Below are 16,475 nucleotides of genomic sequence, written 5' to 3'. Positions count from 1 at the left end.
CCGCCGTCAGCCGGCCTCGCCCTCGGGACGGGCGCCGGGCAGGCGCCGCACCGAGGCGATGAAGGCGTCGCCGCGCGCCGGGTAGTTGGCGAACATGTCGAAGGAGGCCCCGACCGGGGCGAGCAGCACGGTGTCGCCCGGACGGGCCAGGGCGGCGGCTTCGTTCACGACGCGGTCCATCGCCCCAGTGTCGGTGTCGGCGACGTCGACGACGGGAACATCGGGCGCGTGTCGCGCGAGTGCCTCGGCGATCCGGGCCCGGTCGCGTCCCATCAGCACCGCGCCGCGCAGCCGGGCGGCGCAGGAGCGGACGAGGTCGTCGACCTCCAGGCCCTTCAGCAGCCCGCCCGCGATCCACACGATGGACTCGTAGGCGGCCAGGGAGGCCGCGGCCGCGTGCGGCTGGGTGGCCTTGGAGTCGTTGATGTAGGTGACGCCGCCGACGTCGGCGACGTGTTGGATGCGGTGCGGGTCGGGCACGAACGCGCGCAGGCCGTCCCGTACCGCCTCGGGCGGCGCCCCGTAGGCGCGGGCGAGCGCGGCGGCGGCGAGCGCGTTGGCGACGTTGTGAGGCGCGAACGGGCGCACGTCCCGCAGCCCGGCCAGCTCCGCCGCCTCCCGCTCGGGGTCGCCGGTGAAAGCGCGGTCGACGAGCAGTTCCTCCACGACGCCGAGGGAGCCGGGCCGCGGCACGTCCAGCGTGAAGCCGACCCGCCGCGCGTCGCCGGCGGCCGAGTCGGCGGCCAGCTCCGCGGAGCCGGGGTCGTCGGCGTTGTAGACGGCGGTGCCGCACCGCTGGAAGATCTTGGCCTTGGCCGCGGCGTACTCCTCCATGGAGCCGTGCCAGTCCAGGTGGTCGGGCGCCAGGTTGAGCACGGCGGCGGCGAGCGGCGCCGGGGAGCTCGACCAGTGCAGCTGGTAGCTGGACAGCTCCACCGCGAGCACGTCGTGCTTCTCCAGGACGGCCTCCACGATGGGCGTGCCGACGTTGCCGACGGCCAGCGCGTCGTACCCGGCGGCCTCCAGCATGCGGGCCAGCATCCGCACCACCGTGGTCTTGCCGTCGGTGCCGGTGATCGCCAGCCACGGCGCCGCGCCCTCGGGACGCAGCCGCCATGCCAGCTCGACCTCGCCGTAGACCTCGATCCCCGCGGCGGCGGCCGCGCGCGGCAGCGGCGCGTCGGGACGCCACCCCGGCGAGATGACGACCAGCTCGGTGCCGTCCGGCAGGGTGTCGCCGGCACCGAGCCGCACGCTGATCCCGCGGGCCTCCAGATCGGCGGCGTGCGCGCGCTGCTCGGCGCCGTCGCGGCCCTCGACGACCGTGACGCGGGCGCCCCGCTCGGCCAGGACCCGGGCCGCCGCCCGGCCCGACACCCCCAGGCCGGCCACGCACACCGCGCGGCCGGCCCACTCCCCCCGGTGCGAACTCAACTCTTGGGCATCCATTCCAGGTAGAACAGGCCGAGGCCGATCGCGGTGAACAGCGCCGACATCAGCCAGAAGCGGACGACGATCGTGGTCTCGGCCCAGCCCGACAGCTCGAAGTGGTGCTGCAGCGGGGCCATCTTGAACACCCGCTTCTTGGTCAGCTTGAACCCGCCGACCTGGATCATCACCGACAGGGTGATCATCACGATCAGGCCGCACAGGATGGCCAGCAGGAACTGGGTGCGGGTGAGGATGGCAAGCCCGACCAGCACCCCGCCCAGCGCCAGCGAACCGGTGTCGCCCATGAAGATCTTGGCGGGCGGGGCGTTCCACCACAGGAACCCGAACACGCCGCCCAGCACCGCCGCCGCGACCACCGCCAGGTCGAGCGGGTCGCGGACGCTGTAGCAGTTGGGCGCCAGCGCGAAGTCGTAGCAGCTGTTGCGCAGCTGCCAGTTGCCGATGATCACGTACGCGGCCAGCACCATGCCGGCCGGGCCCGCCGCCAGGCCGTCCAGCCCGTCGGTGAGGTTCACGCCGTTGGACATCGCCGCGATCAGCAGCAGCGCCCACACCACGAACAGGTACGGGCCGATCGAGGGGCCGAAGTCGCGCAGGAACGACAGGTGCGGGGAGGCGGGGGTGATGTCGTACCCGTTGGGGAAGTTCAGCGACACGACCGCGAAGACCACGCCGACCAGGACGATGCCGATCATCTTGGCGCCGCTGCGCAGGCCCAGGCTGCGCTGCTTGAACACCTTGATGTAGTCGTCCACGAAGCCGACCAGGCCCAGCCCGGTCATCAGGAACAGCACCAGCGCGCCCGACACCGTCGGCATCGAGCCGTCGAACAGGTGCGCGCCCGCGTACCCGGCCAGCGACCCGACGATGAACACGGTGCCGCCCATGGTGGGGGTGCCGCGCTTGCCGTGGTGCCCGGACGGGCCCTCCTCCCGGATCATCTGGCCGTAGCCCAGCCGGTTGACGATCCGGATCCACACCGGCGTGCCGACCATGCCGAAGATCATGGCGATCAGCGCCGCGATGATGATGTTGGTCACGCGGGCTCACCCTCCTGGAGCAGCGCCTGCGCGATCCGTTCCATCCCGGCGACGCGAGAGCCCTTCACCAGTACGACGTCCCGCGGCCTCAGCCGCCCGCTGAGCGCGGTCACCGCCGCGCCGACGTCATCCACCTGTACGCACTCTCCCGTCCATGACGCCACCTGGTCGGCCCCTTCGGCCATCGCGGCTGCGTTCGCGCCGACGACGACGAGGCCTGCGATGCCGCTGCGCGCGACATGCTGCCCGATCTTGGCATGTTCCACCGCGGACTCGGTGCCCAGTTCGGCCATTTCGCCCAGGACGGCGAACGCGCGGCGGCCGCGGGCCATGTGCGCCAGCACGTCGACGGCGGCCCGGGTCGACTCGGGATTGGCGTTGTAGGCGTCGTTGACGACCGTGACGCCGTCGGCCCGCTCGGTGACCTCCATCCGCCACCGGCTGGCGGGCCGGGCCTGCGACAGCGCCGCCGCCACGGCCGCCGCGTCCAGCCCGGCGGCGCGTCCCACGGCGGCGGCGGCCAGCGCGTTGGAGACCGCGTGCGAGCCGTGCAGCAGCAGTTCCACCGGGGCCGCGCCCTCCGGGGTGACCAGCGTGAACCGGGGGCGGCCGGTGTCGTCGAGCCGCTCGTCCGCGGCCCGGACGTCGGCCCGCGCGGACCGGCCGAAGGTCACCACCGCGGCCTCGGTGCGGGACGTCATCGCGGCGACCAGCGGGTCGTCGGCGTTGAGGATCACGGTGCCGCCGGGCGGCACCGCCTCGGCCAGTTCGCCCTTGGCCTTGGCGATGCCCTCGCGGCCGCCGAACTCGCCGAGGTGCGCGGTGCCGACGTTGAGGACCACGCCGACGCCCGGCCGGGCGATCCCGGCCAGGTAGGCGATGTGACCGATGCCACGCGCGCCCATCTCCAGCACCAGGTGCCGGGTGCCCGCATCGGCGCGCAGCACGGTCAGCGGCAGCCCGATCTCGTTGTTGAACGATCCGGGCGGCGCGATCGTGGGCCCCGCCGACCCGACGACCTGGGCGATGAGGTCCTTGGTGGAGGTCTTGCCCGACGAGCCGGTGATGCCGGTCACGGTGACCTCGGGCAGCCTGTCCAGGACGCCGCGGGCCAGCTCGCCCAGGGCGCGCTCGACGTCGTCGACGAGCACGGCCGGGCCGCCGACGGGGCGCTCGGCCAGCACCGCCGCCGCCCCGGCCTCGTACGCGGCGGCGGCGAAGTCGTGCCCGTCGGCCCGCTCGCCGCGGAAGGCCGCGAACAGCGCCCCCGGGACGGCCTGCCTGGAGTCGATGACCACCGGACCGGTCACCTCGCGGTCGCCGGTGCCGTCCGCCAGGGTGCCGCCGGTCAGCTCCGCGATCGTCGACAGCGGAAGTGGGATCACGCCTGCGTCCCGTCCCCTCTCAGGTCCTGCCTCATATCTCGGCCCGGGGCGCCCGCCCGGGCCGCAGCGCGGCGCCGCAGCGCCTCCCGGACGACCTCGCGGTCGTCGAAGGGGCGCATCTCGCCCGCCGTGTACTGGCCCTGCTCGTGCCCCTTGCCGGCGACGACGACCACGTCGCCGCGCCGGGCCCGGCCGATCGCCAGCTCGATCGCCGCGGCGCGGTCGGGCTCCAGCACGATGTGCGCCCGGTGCGGCTGCGGCACCTTGAGCACGCCCTCGAACATCGCGGCGAGGATCGCCAGCGGATCCTCCGACCTGGGGTTGTCGTTGGTGAAGTAGGCCTGGTCGGCCAGCCGGGCCGCGGCCTCGCCCATCAGCGGCCGCTTGCCCCGGTCGCGGTCGCCGCCGCAGCCCAGCACCACCACCAGCCGGCCCTCGGTGACCGGGCGCAGCGCCGTCAGGACGGCCTCCACCGCGCCCGGCTTGTGCGAGTAGTCGACCAGGGCCGTGAAGTCCTGCCCCTCGTCCACCCGTTCCAGCCGGCCCGGCACGCCCGGCAGCGCGGCCACGCCGTGCACCGCCGTCTGCAGCGGGATGCCCGCCTCCACCAGCGCCACGATCGCCGCCAGCGCGTTGGCGACGTTGAACGGCCCGGCGAGCTGCACGGCCGCGTCGGCCTCGACCCCGCCCGGCCCGACCACCCGGAACACGCTGCCGTCGGCGCCGGTGCGCACGTCCTCGGCCCGCCAGTCGGCGGCCGGGTCGCCGCCGGCGGAGAAGGTGGTGAGCGGCACGGTCGCGGTCTCGATCAGCTCGCGCCCGTGGTGGTCGTCGAGGTTGACCACGCCGACCCGGGAGTATTCGGGCGTGAACAGCTTCGCCTTGGCCGCGAAGTAGTGCCGCATGGTCGGGTGGTAGTCCAGGTGGTCCTGGGACAGGTTGGTGAAGATCGCCACCTCGTAGCGGGCGCCGCCGACCCGGCCCTGCTCCAGCGCGTGGCTGGAGACCTCCATCGCCGCCGCGCCCACCCCGCGCTCGCGCATCATCGCGAAGATCGCGTGCAGGTCGGTGGCCTCCGGGGTGGTCAGCGCGCTGGGCAGCCGGGCGTCCTGGATGCGCATCTCCACGGTGCCGACCACGGCGGTCTCCACCCCGGCCGCGCGCAGGCCCGCCTCCAGCAGGTAGACGGTGGTGGTCTTGCCGCTGGTGCCGGTCACCCCGATCAGGGTCAGGTCGTTGGCGGGCTCGCCGTACACCCAGGCCGCGGCGGTGCCGAGCCGGGCCCGCGGGTCGTCCACCACCAGCACCGGCAGCCCGGTCGCCGCGGCGCGCTCGCGCCCGGCCCGGTCGGTCAGGATCGCGGCGGCGCCCGCCTCGGCGGCCTTCGCGGCGAACTCGGCGCCGTGCGCGCGGGCGCCCGGCAGCGCCGCGTACAGGTCGCCGGGCAGCACCGCGCGCGAGTCGTGCGTGATGCCGGTGACCGAGATCCCGGCGGCCTCCCCGGACGTCCCGGCCGGTTCGGCCGGCGCGCCGCCTTCGGCGCCGAGCAGCGCCGCGAGCCCTGAGAGCGGACGGGCCGGGTTGGTGTTCGGGCGCATGGCGTTTCTTCCGGTACGGGTCGAAGGGGCCGGCTGGTCCGCCGGCCGGGGCACAGGTGCTGGGCTCACGGCGAGAGAGAGTACTCGCTGCGCTCAGTCGCGGGCGTAGATCTTGGTGATCGGCGGTTTGCTCCCCGTCGGTGGGATCTTGCGGGTCTGCAGCGCGAAGCTCATCACGTCCTTGAAGACGGGAGCCGCCACATCGCCACCATAGTGGCTCCCCTTCCGGGGCCCTTGCAGCACCACCTGGACGACCAGCTGCGGGTCGTCGGCGGGCGCGAGGCCGGCGAACGAGGCGGTGTAGCCGCTGCCGTCGTAGCAGCCGCAGCGCGGGTTGACGATCTCGGCGGTGCCGGTCTTGCCGGCCACCCGGTAGCCGGGGATCCTGGCCTTGGGCGCGGTGCCGTCGGGCGTCGTGACGCCCTCCAGCATGTCCCGGATCTGCCGCGCGGTCTCGGCGCTGATCACCTGCCGGCTCGCGGGCCGCTGCGCGGCGGTGAACCTCCCGTCGCCGCCGGTGGTGCCCGCGATCAGGTTGGGCGCGACCCGCACCCCGTCGTTGGCGATGGTGGCGTACACGCTGGCCATCTGCAGCGCGTTCACCGAGACGGTCTGCCCGAACGCGATCGGGTAGCGGTCGGTGCCCGACCAGCGGCTGGGCGGCAGCAGCTGCCCGGCGGTCTCGCCGGGCAGGCCGATGCCGGTCCGCTCGCCGAAACCGAAGGCGCGCAGGAACTGGTACAGGGTCTGCTGCGGGATCCGCTCGCTGGCCAGGATGGTGCCCACGTTGCTGGAGGTGGCCAGCACCCCGCCGAAGGTGAGCCGCTGGGTGGGGTGCGTGTGGGAGTCGCGGAACACCCGGTCGTAGCGCCTGATCCGGTCGGGCACGGTGAACACCGTCCCGGGCGTCACCCCGCCCTTCTCCATGGCCGCCGCGGCGGTGAGCACCTTGCCGGTCGAGCCCGGCTCGAAGGCCTCCTGGACGATCGGGCTGCCCCACCGGCTGGAGGGCGAGCTGCCGTAGTCGTTGGGGTCGTAGCCGGGCGCGGACGCCATGGCCAGCATCTTGCCGTCGCGCGGGTCCATCACGATGACGCTGCCGCTGCGCGCGCCGGTCTTCGCGACCTGCTGCTCGATGGCCCGCTGCGCGTGGAACTGCATGTCGCGCATCAGCGTGAGCCGGACCCCGGTGCCGGGCACCGGTGGCCGCTTCTGGTCCTCGCCCATCGGGATGTGCTGGCCCTCGGGGCTGATCTCGACGCGCTGCCAGCCGTTGCGGCCGGACAGCCGCGAGTCCATCGCGTGCTCCAGGCCGGCGGCGCCCTTCCCCTCGCCGTTCACGAACCCTATGACGCCCGCCGCGAGGGAGTCGTTCGGGTACTGCCGCCGGTATTCGGGCAGCGTGCCGATGCCCAGGAACTTGTAGCCGGTCACCAGCCGCGCCTGGTCCGGGCGGACGCCGTGCGCGAGGTACTCGAACCGGCTGCCGGGCTTACTGATGATCTTCATCACGTAGGCCGGGTCCAGGCTCAGCGCCGGGGCCAGCGCGGCCACGATCGCCTGCCGCTTCTCCGGTTTGATCAGGTACGGGTCGGCGAAGATCGCGCGGGCCTCGACGGTCATGGCCAGCGGGTTGCCCTGCGCGTCGGTGATGTCGCCGCGCGTCGCGGGCAGGTCGATCTCCTTCAGCCGCTGCTCCATCGCCAGATCGCTGTAGGAGGCGGACTCGATCGTCTGCAGCTGCACCAGCCGCCCGGCGAACAGCGAGAGCACGAACGCCACGACCAGCAGTCCGACGTTGAGCCGCTTGATCGGGTCGCGCCGGTGGAAGGGGACGCGCGGGCGGGGCGGGCGGCGCCTGGGCGGCCCGCCGCCGCGCCCTCCGGCGCGTCCCGGGCGCTTGGGCCTCTTCGTCGCGGGCCCGCTGCCCGCGGCGGTCCGCTTCGCCGTGCCGCGGCCGGGCGGCGCCTTGTCGTTGGGCCGCCGCCTGGGCCGTGTGCCCGTGTCGTTCTCCGGGCCCTTACCCGCGGCCTTTCCCGCGGCCTTTCCCGCGGCCTTGCCCTCGGTCTTTCCCGCGGTCTTTCCGGTGCCGCCCTTCTTGCCGTCGGCCCTCCCGCCGGCGGCGGGGCGCGGCGGGGGGACCATGCCGTTGCGGGCCGGTCGCCGGGGGCCGGAACCGCCCGGCGACCGCGGCGGATCGCCCGTCTTGCGCCCGGACGCGCGCGCCGCGCCCGGGCCGCTCTTGTTGTTCTTGCCGGTCTTGCCGTCCTTGGCGTTCTTAGCGTTCTGGCCGCCCTTGCCGGTCTTGCCGGTCTTGCGGCTCTCCTCGCCACCCGCCGGGCCCCGGGACGACCGTCCCTTGGCGCCGCCGCGCCCGCGGCCGGGCGGCTGCCCCCCCGCTCCGCGTCCCGGCCCCGCCGTCACCCTGTCCCCCGCTCCGTTCTGGCCCGGCCGCCCGTCACGGCGTCCCGGCTCCCGTTCCCGCACCCGGCCGCGCGCCCGCTCCGGCGCCCGTCCCCGGCGCGGTGCCGGCACCGGCCCCCGGCCGCCCTCCGGCGGGACCGCCGGTCGAGGCCACGGGCACGCCGTCGCCGGGCACGATCGCGCCCGGGACTCCGACGACCCCGGCGGCGCCGGCGGCCGCGGCCGACACGTGCGGCACCGGCCGGACGGTGCCGCCGATCAGCCGGCCGGTGTCGCCGTCGATGAACGCCAGCCGGGTCGGCCGCTGCATGCCGAGCGCCTCGGCCTTCTGCGCGACCCGCTCCGGCGACTCCTCGCGGGCGATCTCCTCCTGCAGCGCCTCCCGCTGCTGGCCAAGCAGCTTGTTGCTCTGCTGGAGCCGGGTCATGGTGAACGCGTCCTCGGCGAGGACGGTGTTGAGCAGCAGCAGGCTCACCAGGGCACCGCCCAGCAGCCCGCAGATCAGCAGCACGAACGGGGTGCGGGGCGGCGCGGCGGGCCGCGCGGCGCGGCGCTCGGCCGCTTCGCCCTTGGCCGCCGGCGCCGGCCGCGTCCTGCCCTTGGAGGCGACCGGGGCCGCCTTCACCGCGGCGTCGGAGGTGCCCTTCGCGGGCGCCTTCTCCTTGAGCGGCACCTCCTTGAGGGGCACCGTCGAGCCCTCGTCCCCGTCGGCGGGACGCCCCCGGCCCTTGCGGTCCGGGCGGGCCCGGGACGGGGTCGATGGCGTGGCACCCGGCGGGCGCCTGGTCGTGGTCGTCATGTCGCCTCCCGGAGCCGCTCGGCGGCGCGCAGCCGCACCGATCCGGCCCGTGGGTTGGTCGTGGTCTCCTCGTCGGAGGGCAGCTCGGCGCCGCGGGTGAGCAGCCGGAACCGCGGCCGGTGCTCGGGCAGCGGGACGGGCAGCCCCGGCGGGGTGGTGTCGGCCGCCTCGGCGGCCAGGATCCGCTTGGTGATGCGGTCCTCCAGCGAGTGATAGGAGAGGACCACGATCCGGCCGCCGACCGGCAGCGCGGCCAGCGCCGCGGGCAGCGCCCGCCGCCAGATGTCCAGTTCCCCGTTCACCTCGATGCGCAGCGCCTGGAAGGTGCGCTTGGCGGGGTTGCCCCCGGTGCGGCGGGTGGCGGCGGGGATCGCGGTGCGCACCAGGTCGGCCAGCCGCCGGGTCGAGTCCAGCGGCGCCTTCTCGCGCTCGCGGACGATCGCGGCGGCGATCCGCTGGGCGAACCGCTCCTCTCCGTACTCGCGCAGGATGCGGGCCAGCTCGGCGGGCGGGTAGCCGTTGACCACCTCGGCCGCCGTCAGGCTCTGGCCGCGGTCCATCCGCATGTCCAGCGGGGCGTCATAGGAATAGGCGAAGCCGCGCTCGGCCTCGTCCAGCTGCGGTGAGGACACCCCGAGGTCGAACAGCGCCGCGTCGACGCGCGGCACCCCGATCCGGTCGAGGACGTCCGGCAGCTCGTCGTAGACGGCGTGCTCGAGCCGCACCCGGTCGCCGAAGCGCGCCAGCCTGCGGGCGGAGCGCTCCAGAGCGGTGGTGTCGCGGTCGAGCCCCACCAGGCGGAGCCGGGGATGGGCCTCCAGCATGGCCTCGGCGTGCCCGCCCAGGCCCAGGGTCGCGTCGAGGTAGACGGGCGCGCGGCCGGTGATCTGCACGGCGGGCGCCAGCAGTTCCAGAACGCGACCGAGCATGACCGGTACGTGACCGGCCTCGCCCGCGTGGTTCCCCACGTCCATGCTCACCCCCTCGTGCCACCACTACGCTCGCGGACTGCGTGGCATCGTCGGGCCGGAACCCCCAGGGCCCGTGCCGCGACCGGCGCGTGCTCCGATCCATGGATACGCCGACCAGAGCGCCCGCTTCGGCGGGTGCGGTCGAGGTGCGATCGAAGAGCCTCGATCAGGCGGTGCCCCCCGGCGGCCTCGCCCGGCCAGGTCCCCATCCGCTGCCCGTGAGGAAGATCACCGCGTTCCCGCGGGGGGTCGCCGTCTGGCGCCGGGGAAGCTGCGCCAGCTGGCCGGAGAGCGGCTGGAGACCTGGCCGAACGTGGGCCATTGCCGGTCATCGGACCGACGAGTGAAAGTTCACAGGATCCCGGGCAACACCTCCTCCGAGACATCGGCGAAGGCCTCTTCCTCCTGCTCGAGGTAGGCCTCCCAGGCCGCGGTGTCCCAGATCTCCAGGCGCGTGTTGGCCCCGATGACGGTGCAGTCGCGGGTCAGGCCCGCGTACTTGCGCAGCGGCGGCGGGATGGTGACGCGTCCCTGTTTGTCGGGGATCTCGTCGGAGGCGCTGGCGAAGAACACCCGGCTGTACGCGCGGACGGCCTTCTCGGTGACCGGCGCGGCACGAAGCGCCTCGGTGATGCGCTGGAACTCCGCCATAGGGAAGACGTACAGGCAGCGTTCCTGGCCCTTCGTGATCACCAATCCCCCCGACAGCTCCTCGCGGTACTTCGCCGGCAGGAACAGTCGTCCCTTGTCGTCGAGACGCGGGGCATGGGTGCCGAGAAACAACGGCCCCCACCTCCCGCGCCGTGCGGGGCGCTACCGCTCCCCACGGCGCCCCACTCTACTCCACTCTTCCCCACCGTCAACTACGAAAACATCTCTTCCACGCCGCGAAGCGTCGGAAACCCGCAGGTCAGAGGGGGTGGTGCGGAGTGGGGGGCGGCGGACCCCCGCGCGCCCCCGCTCTATACCACCCCCTGGGCGGGCACCCTCCCGGAACCCCCTGTCAAGGAAGGGTCAGAGGCACCGGCGGGACACCTCGGGCGGCGGGTGGAGCGGAGTGGAGCGTCCGGCCGGGCTGTGAAGGTCATTTCGGTGCAGCACAATGGCTCCCGTTCGCCATGAACATCGCGACGGCGCGGCCGAACGACGTACTGTCGTTGGGACAGGCACTCTCGTGGGGAGCACTGTCATCGTTGGAGCACTGTCATTGGGGACAGGCACATTGACCGGGGCACGTGAACCAGGACGCAGGGCGATGCCGTACCGGCTCGCTAAGGGGCCCGGGGCGGAATCGGGCGGCCGCTCGGCTGAGGAGGGTTGCTGGTGGCAGTAGGCACGCACGGCGAGTCGTTCATGGAGACCGACCCCGCCGTATCCGCGGCGTCCCCGTCCGCCCCCTCCCGCACCCGCCATGGCGGTTCCGGCCATCGGTCCGGCCCTGAATCCGGTTCCGAACCGGGTTCCATGGGGCTGGACGGGCTGGCCCAGGTCGCGGGCAAGATCCGGGACGCGGTGGAGACGGTGATCGAGGGCAAGCCCTCGGTGGTGCGGCTGGCGCTGACGGTCCTGCTGGCCGAGGGGCACCTGCTCATCGAGGACGTCCCCGGGGTCGGCAAGACGATGCTGGCCAAGGCGCTGGCCCGGTCGATCGACTGCTCGGTGCGCCGCGTCCAGTTCACCCCCGACCTGCTGCCCAGCGACATCACCGGGGTCAGCGCCTACAACCAGGAGCTGCGCGAGTTCGAGTTCAAGCCGGGCCCGGTGTTCGCCAACATCGTGGTCGGCGACGAGATCAACCGCGCCTCGCCCAAGACCCAGTCGGCGCTGCTGGAGTGCATGGAGGAGCGGCAGGTCACCGTCGACGGCACCACCTACCCGCTGGAGCGCCCGTTCATGGTGATCTCCACGCAGAACCCGGTGGAGATGGAGGGCACCTACCCCCTGCCGGAGGCGCAGCGCGACCGGTTCACCGCCCGCATCTCGATGGGCTACCCCGATCCGGCCGCCGAGCTGGAGATGCTGGACGTGCACGGCCAGTCCTCGCCGCTGGACCGGCTGCGCCCGGTCGCGCACGCGGGCGACGTGCGCGGGCTGATCGAGGTGGTGCGGCGCCAGCATGTCGCGGCGCAGGTCCGGCAGTACGCCATCGACCTGGTCACCGCCACCCGGAACCATCCCGACCTGCGGCTGGGCGCCTCGCCGCGGGCCACCCTGCACCTGGTGCGGGCGGCCCGCGCTTATGCGGCGCTGGACGAGCGCGACTACGTGCTGCCCGACGACGTGCAGGAGCTGGCGGTGCCCGTGCTGGCGCACCGGCTGCTGCCGACGGCGGAGGCGCAGGTCGAGCGGCGCCGTCCCGAGCAGGTGGTGGCCGGACTGGTCAAGCGGCTGCCGGTGCCCTCCCCCAGGGCGTGACCCTTGAGGAGAGCGCTGGCCGGCCTGACCACCCGGGGACGGTCGTTCGTGGCCGCGGGGACGACCGCCATCGTGTGCGCGTTCGTGCTGGGCGAGCGGGATCTGCTGCGGGCCGGGGTGCTGGTGCTGGTCCTGCCGCTGCTGTCCACCCTGGCGGTGTCGCGGACCCGCTACCGGCTGGCCTGCGCGCGGCGGCTCGATCCCGCCCGGCTGCCGGTCGGCCGCGAGTCCCGCGTCGACCTGCGGCTGGAGAACGTCTCCCGGCTGCCCAGCGGGCTGCTGATGGTGGAGGACCAGGTGCCCTACACGCTGGGCGGGCGGGCGCGGTTCGTGCTCGACCGGATCGAGCCGCAGGGGTCGCGGGAGCTGAGCTACCGGATCCGCTCTGACGTGCGCGGCCGGTTCCGGGTGGGGCCGCTGACCGTGCGGCTGGCCGACCCGTTCGGGATGGTGGAGCTGGTCCGCTCCTTCAGCCTGTCGGACGGGCTGACCGTGACGCCGATGGTGGTGCCGCTGCCGGACGGCCGGCTGAGCGGCGCCTGGGCGGGCGGCGGCGAGAGCGTGGCCCGCACGGTCGCGACCGCGGGCGAGGACGACGTGGCGCCGCGCGAGTACCGGCACGGCGACGACCTGCGGCGGGTGCACTGGCGGTCGACGGCCCGGCACGGCGAGCTGATGGTGCGGCGCGAGGAGCAGCACTGGCAGAGCAGCGGGACGCTCTTCCTCGACACCCGGCGCGGCGGGTACGGGGGTGAGGGGCCGGCGTCGGCGTTCGAGCAGGCGGTGTCGGTGACGGCGTCGGTGGGGGTGCACCTGCTGCGGGCCGGGATGAGCCTGCGGTTCGTGACCGACCGGGGCGAGACGCTGCCGCGCGCGGCGGGCGCGGACGGGTCGTTCGAGGGCCCGCTGCTGGACGTGCTGGCCACCGTCCGGGCGTCGCAGGGCGGTTCGCTGACGACGGGGCTGGCGGCGCTGCGCGGCCCATCCGACCAGGGCCGGGACGGCGACGGCCTGGTCGTGGCGGTGTTCGGGGCGCTGCGGCCGGAGGAGGCGCAGCGGGTGGCGGCGGCGCGGCGCGGCGGCGCCGCCCGCGTGGCCGTGCTCGTCGCCTCGCCGCGCCCCGGCGACGAGGCCGGCCCGGGCGCCTCGGTCGAGAGCGCGGCGCGGGTGCTGCGCGCGGCGGGCTGGCAGGTGGCCGTCGTGACGTCGGCGACCGACCTGCCCGCGGTCTGGTCGGCGGCGGGACGGGCGGCCGGGGAGCCGGCCGGGGGGCGGTCATGAACATCCGGATGACGATCATGGGCGCGCTGGCCGTGCTGGCCGGGTCGGTGGGCCTGTACCCGCTGTTCTCCAGCGGTCCGTGGTTCTGGTCGGGGCTCGGCGCGGTGCTGTCGGTGGTCGCGGGCGGGCTGCTGGTGCGGCGGTTCCGCGCGCCGGCGGTCCTCAGCGCCCTGGGCGGGCTGGCCGTCCTGCACCTCTATCTGACCGTGCGGTTCACCGCCGGCCAGGCCTGGCTGGGGTTGGTGCCGACGCCGTCGTCGCTGCGCCGGCTGGGCGAGCTGTTCGGCGAGGGCTGGGACGCGGCCAACCAGTACGCCGCGCCGGTCCCGCTCGTCCCGGGTATCGCGCTGCTGGCCACGGCGGGGATCGGGCTGGTGGCGGTCGCGGTCGACCTGCTGGCCGCGCGGCTGCGGCGGGTCGCCCCGGCGGGGCTGCCGCTGCTGGCGATGTACAGCGTGCCCGCTGCGGTGCGCGAGGAGAGCATCAACTGGGCGGCGTTCGGGATCGGCGCCCTGGGCTACCTGGCGCTGCTGGTCGCCGACTCCCGCGAGCACGTCGTGGGCTGGGGCCGGGTGGTCCTCACCCGCCGCTGGACCGAGGATGTCCCGATGGCCGGGGCCGCCGGTTCCGGCGCGGGCAAGGGGCTCGGGCGCGGGGAGCGTCCCGATTCCAGCGCGCTGGCCGCCAGCGGGCGCCGGATCGGGGTGGCCGCCGTGGCGATCGCGGTGCTGCTGCCGACCGCCGTGCCGGGCATCCACCCGCGCGGCCTGTTCGGATTGGGCTCGGGCGGCGGCCGCGGCGGCGGCACCCAGACGGTGACCACGCCCGATCCCCTGGTCAGCCTCAAGCGGGAGCTGACCCGGCAGGACGACTCGGTCGTGCTGACCTACCGCACCGACGACGAGCAGCCCGACTACCTGCGGCTGTACGCGCTGGACCGGTTCGACGGCGACCGCTGGACCTACAGCGCCCTGGAGAGCACGTCCAAGGACCGCGTCACCGACCGTCCGCTGCCCCGCCCGCCGGGGTTGAGCGAGGCCGCCACCCGCGAGGTGAGGACCACCGTCCGGGTCCAGCGCAAGGTCCGGAACATGACCTTCCTGCCGGTGCCGTACGCGCCGTCCCGGCTGTCGGTCGAGGGCGACTGGCGGGTGGACGCCGCCTCGCTGATGATCTACTCGCTGCGCGACTCGGCGAGCGGGCGGTCCTACGAGGTCACCAGCGTCCGGGCGGAGCCGACGGCGAAGGTGCTGGCGGGCGGCAGCACCTACCCCAGCGACGTCGTGTCCCATTACACCCGGGTGCCCAAGAGCATCCCGCAGCAGATCCGGGAGCTGGCGCAGGAGGTCACCGAGGGCGCCACCACCGCGCACGAGCAGGCGGTGCGGTTGCAGCGGTGGTTCACCAGCGAGGGCGGTTTCCAGTACGACCTGAACGCTCCCCCGCCCCAGCACGGCAACGACCTGGTCGACTTCCTGCAGCGCAGCAAGCGCGGCTACTGCGAGCAGTACGCCGCCGCGATGGCGCTGCTGGCCCGGATCCTCGGCATCCCGGCGCGGGTGGCGATGGGCTACACGGCCGGGACGAAGACCGCGCCGGGCCAGTGGGTGGTGCGCTCCCGTGACGCGCACGCCTGGCCCGAGCTGTACTTCCCGGGGACGGGCTGGGTGCGGTTCGAGCCCACCCCGGTCGGCGCGGCCGGGCAGGGCACGGCCAGCACGCCCGCCTACACCGACGCCGCGTCCCTCGGCGATGGGTCGGCGCCGGCGGAGCCGGAGGCGCCGAGTCCGGAGGACTCTCCGACCGCGGCGCAGAGCAACGGGCCCCAGCAGCCCGAGCGCCGGCAGCCCCAGGACCAGGGCCCGGTGGACGCGCCCGCCAAGGAGGAAGAGGGCGGCGTGCCCGCCGGCTGGCTGGCGGCGGGGCTGCTGGTGGCGATGCTGCTGGCCGCGCCGGTGACGGTGCGGGTGCTGGCCCGGCGGCGGCGGTGGGCGGCGGTCGTCCCCCGTGAGGACCGGACCGGCCCTGGCCTGGGCCTGGGCGCGGGCCGATCGGACGGCGGGCCGCTCCCGCTCGATCCGGTGGACGCCGCGCACGCGGCCTGGCGGGAGATGCGCGCGGACGCGCTGGACCACGGCCTGTCCCTGCGCGCCGCCGACACCCCGCGCGCGACCGCGCGCCACCTGGGCGAGCTGCTGGAGCTGGACGCCGAGAGCGCGGGGGCGCTGCGCCGCATCGCGCACGCCGAGGAGCTGGCCCGGTACTCGCGGTCCCGGGCGCAGACGCCGGCGGAATCGCTGCGGGCGGATCTGAAGACGGTGCGGGACGCGTTCGCGGCCGCGGTGAACCGCAGGGCCCGCCTGCGGGCGCGTTACCTGCCGCCGTCGAGCATGGCCGCGTTCCGCTCGGCGGCGCTGGAGGCGGCGACACGGCTCAACCGCGTGACCGGCCGTCTGAACGGCCTCACCGACCGGCTCTCCGCCCGCATCCGCGACCGCCGCCGCTGATCCGGAACCCGCCGGCGGCGACTCAGCGTGCAAACGTGCGTGCCACACGTGGCAGCAGGGCCACATGCGGCACGAAGGGCACGACCGGACGGCCACCCCGGGGGGTGATCAGGTGCGTGCGCGCCTCACTCGCCCTCGGTGCGGCGGCGCCAGCGTTCCTCCATCCGGTCCATGAACCCGGGCTTGGACGACCGCTCGCGGCGGCGGCCCTGACCGCCCCCGCCGGCGTCGCCGCCCGGCGCGGCCTGCTCGGCGCCGACCCCGGTCATGCGCTTCCAACTGGTCAGCGCCCAGACACAACAGACGACCATGAGCAGGAATCCGGTGACGCTCACGGCGATGGTGACCGTGCCCGCGTTCATGACGAGCCCGGTCATCAGCGCGCACACACCCACCACGAAGCCGAGGGCGGCCTTGACGATCCGGCGCTTGTAATGCACCTGGGGGTTGGTCGAACGGACCGCGTGAGCGAATTTCGGATCCTCGGCGTACAACGCCTGCTCGATCTGCTCGAGCATGCGTTGCTCGTGCTCAGAGAGCGGCACGGCGCCTCCCAACGACAGCCCCGCTACGGGGTATCCGATGCAGGACAGGAACCTCAAC

Annotated in this window: 12 protein-coding genes; 3 read left to right on the top strand and 9 right to left on the bottom strand. The window is 74.5% G+C overall.

Annotated elements, in window-relative coordinates:
- Positions 1–6: 6 nt before the first annotated feature.
- The 8 genes from murD to mraZ all read right to left on the bottom strand — a co-directional run bounded on the left by murD (position 7) and on the right by mraZ (position 10,452).
- Complete coding sequence (gene murD / locus ABD340_RS07555; RefSeq protein WP_425547322.1) at positions 7–1,449, bottom strand: UDP-N-acetylmuramoyl-L-alanine--D-glutamate ligase; 1,443 nt, start codon at positions 1,447–1,449, stop codon at positions 7–9.
- Entirely contained in the window at positions 1,431–2,492 is a 1,062-nt protein-coding gene (gene mraY / locus ABD340_RS07550; RefSeq protein ID WP_344587849.1) for a phospho-N-acetylmuramoyl-pentapeptide-transferase, read from the bottom strand. The genes murD and mraY overlap by 19 nt, the downstream gene beginning before the upstream one ends.
- Positions 2,489–3,877, bottom strand: a complete 1,389-nt coding sequence (locus ABD340_RS07545) for a UDP-N-acetylmuramoyl-tripeptide--D-alanyl-D-alanine ligase (protein ID WP_344587848.1) — start codon at positions 3,875–3,877, stop codon at positions 2,489–2,491. Before ABD340_RS07545 ends, mraY begins: the two co-directional genes overlap by 4 nt.
- Entirely contained in the window at positions 3,874–5,475 is a 1,602-nt protein-coding gene (locus ABD340_RS07540; protein ID WP_344587847.1) for a UDP-N-acetylmuramoyl-L-alanyl-D-glutamate--2,6-diaminopimelate ligase, read from the bottom strand. The genes ABD340_RS07545 and ABD340_RS07540 overlap by 4 nt, the downstream gene beginning before the upstream one ends.
- A 93-nt stretch (positions 5,476–5,568) precedes the next feature.
- Entirely contained in the window at positions 5,569–7,620 is a 2,052-nt protein-coding gene (locus ABD340_RS07535; protein ID WP_486303560.1) for a peptidoglycan D,D-transpeptidase FtsI family protein, read from the bottom strand.
- A gap of 313 nt (positions 7,621–7,933) precedes the next feature.
- On the bottom strand, positions 7,934–8,698 hold the full coding sequence (gene ftsL / locus ABD340_RS07530; RefSeq protein WP_344587844.1) for a cell division protein FtsL: 765 nt from the start codon (positions 8,696–8,698) through the stop codon (positions 7,934–7,936).
- On the bottom strand, positions 8,695–9,672 hold the full coding sequence (rsmH, locus tag ABD340_RS07525; RefSeq protein ID WP_344587843.1) for a 16S rRNA (cytosine(1402)-N(4))-methyltransferase RsmH: 978 nt from the start codon (positions 9,670–9,672) through the stop codon (positions 8,695–8,697). Before rsmH ends, ftsL begins: the two co-directional genes overlap by 4 nt.
- A 348-nt stretch (positions 9,673–10,020) precedes the next feature.
- Positions 10,021–10,452, bottom strand: a complete 432-nt coding sequence (gene mraZ, locus ABD340_RS07520; RefSeq protein ID WP_344587842.1) for a division/cell wall cluster transcriptional repressor MraZ — start codon at positions 10,450–10,452, stop codon at positions 10,021–10,023.
- A gap of 681 nt (positions 10,453–11,133) precedes the next feature.
- Between mraZ and ABD340_RS07515 the strand changes: the two genes are divergently transcribed.
- The 3 genes from ABD340_RS07515 to ABD340_RS07505 are packed head-to-tail and all read left to right on the top strand — an operon-like array spanning position 11,134 to position 15,872.
- Complete coding sequence (locus tag ABD340_RS07515; RefSeq protein WP_344588087.1) at positions 11,134–12,084, top strand: AAA family ATPase; 951 nt, start codon at positions 11,134–11,136, stop codon at positions 12,082–12,084.
- Between the two features lie 3 nt (positions 12,085–12,087).
- Positions 12,088–13,365: a DUF58 domain-containing protein gene (locus tag ABD340_RS07510; protein ID WP_344587841.1), complete on the top strand. Its 1,278-nt coding sequence runs from the start codon at positions 12,088–12,090 to the stop codon at positions 13,363–13,365.
- Positions 13,362–15,872: a transglutaminase TgpA family protein gene (locus tag ABD340_RS07505; protein ID WP_344587840.1), complete on the top strand. Its 2,511-nt coding sequence runs from the start codon at positions 13,362–13,364 to the stop codon at positions 15,870–15,872. Before ABD340_RS07510 ends, ABD340_RS07505 begins: the two co-directional genes overlap by 4 nt.
- A gap of 125 nt (positions 15,873–15,997) precedes the next feature.
- On the opposite strand, the gene ABD340_RS07500 is transcribed toward ABD340_RS07505, so the two are convergent.
- Positions 15,998–16,417, bottom strand: coding sequence for a DUF3040 domain-containing protein (locus ABD340_RS07500; protein ID WP_344587839.1), 420 nt, complete (start codon positions 16,415–16,417; stop codon positions 15,998–16,000).
- Between the last annotated feature and the right edge of the window lie 58 nt (positions 16,418–16,475).

Origin of the sequence: Actinomadura vinacea (assembly GCF_039532545.1) — a bacterium.
GTDB lineage: Bacteria > Actinomycetota > Actinomycetes > Streptosporangiales > Streptosporangiaceae > Spirillospora > Spirillospora vinacea.
The sequence above is the reverse complement of the archived record's forward strand: the minus strand, read 5'-3'. Positions and strand labels throughout refer to the sequence as shown.

Excerpts from the sequence above, each read along its gene's own strand:
- murD (WP_425547322.1), bottom strand. The coding sequence starts at position 1,449 with ATGGATGCCCAAGAGTTGAGTTCGCACCGGGGGGAGTGGGCCGGCCGC.
- ABD340_RS07540 (WP_344587847.1), bottom strand. The coding sequence starts at position 5,475 with ATGCGCCCGAACACCAACCCGGCCCGTCCGCTCTCAGGGCTCGCGGCG.
- ABD340_RS07535 (WP_486303560.1), bottom strand. The coding sequence starts at position 7,620 with ATGGTCCCCCCGCCGCGCCCCGCCGCCGGCGGGAGGGCCGACGGCAAG.
- ftsL (WP_344587844.1), bottom strand. The coding sequence starts at position 8,698 with ATGACGACCACGACCAGGCGCCCGCCGGGTGCCACGCCATCGACCCCG.
- rsmH (WP_344587843.1), bottom strand. The coding sequence starts at position 9,672 with ATGGACGTGGGGAACCACGCGGGCGAGGCCGGTCACGTACCGGTCATG.
- ABD340_RS07515 (WP_344588087.1), top strand. The coding sequence starts at position 11,134 with ATGGGGCTGGACGGGCTGGCCCAGGTCGCGGGCAAGATCCGGGACGCG.
- ABD340_RS07505 (WP_344587840.1), top strand. The coding sequence starts at position 13,362 with ATGAACATCCGGATGACGATCATGGGCGCGCTGGCCGTGCTGGCCGGG.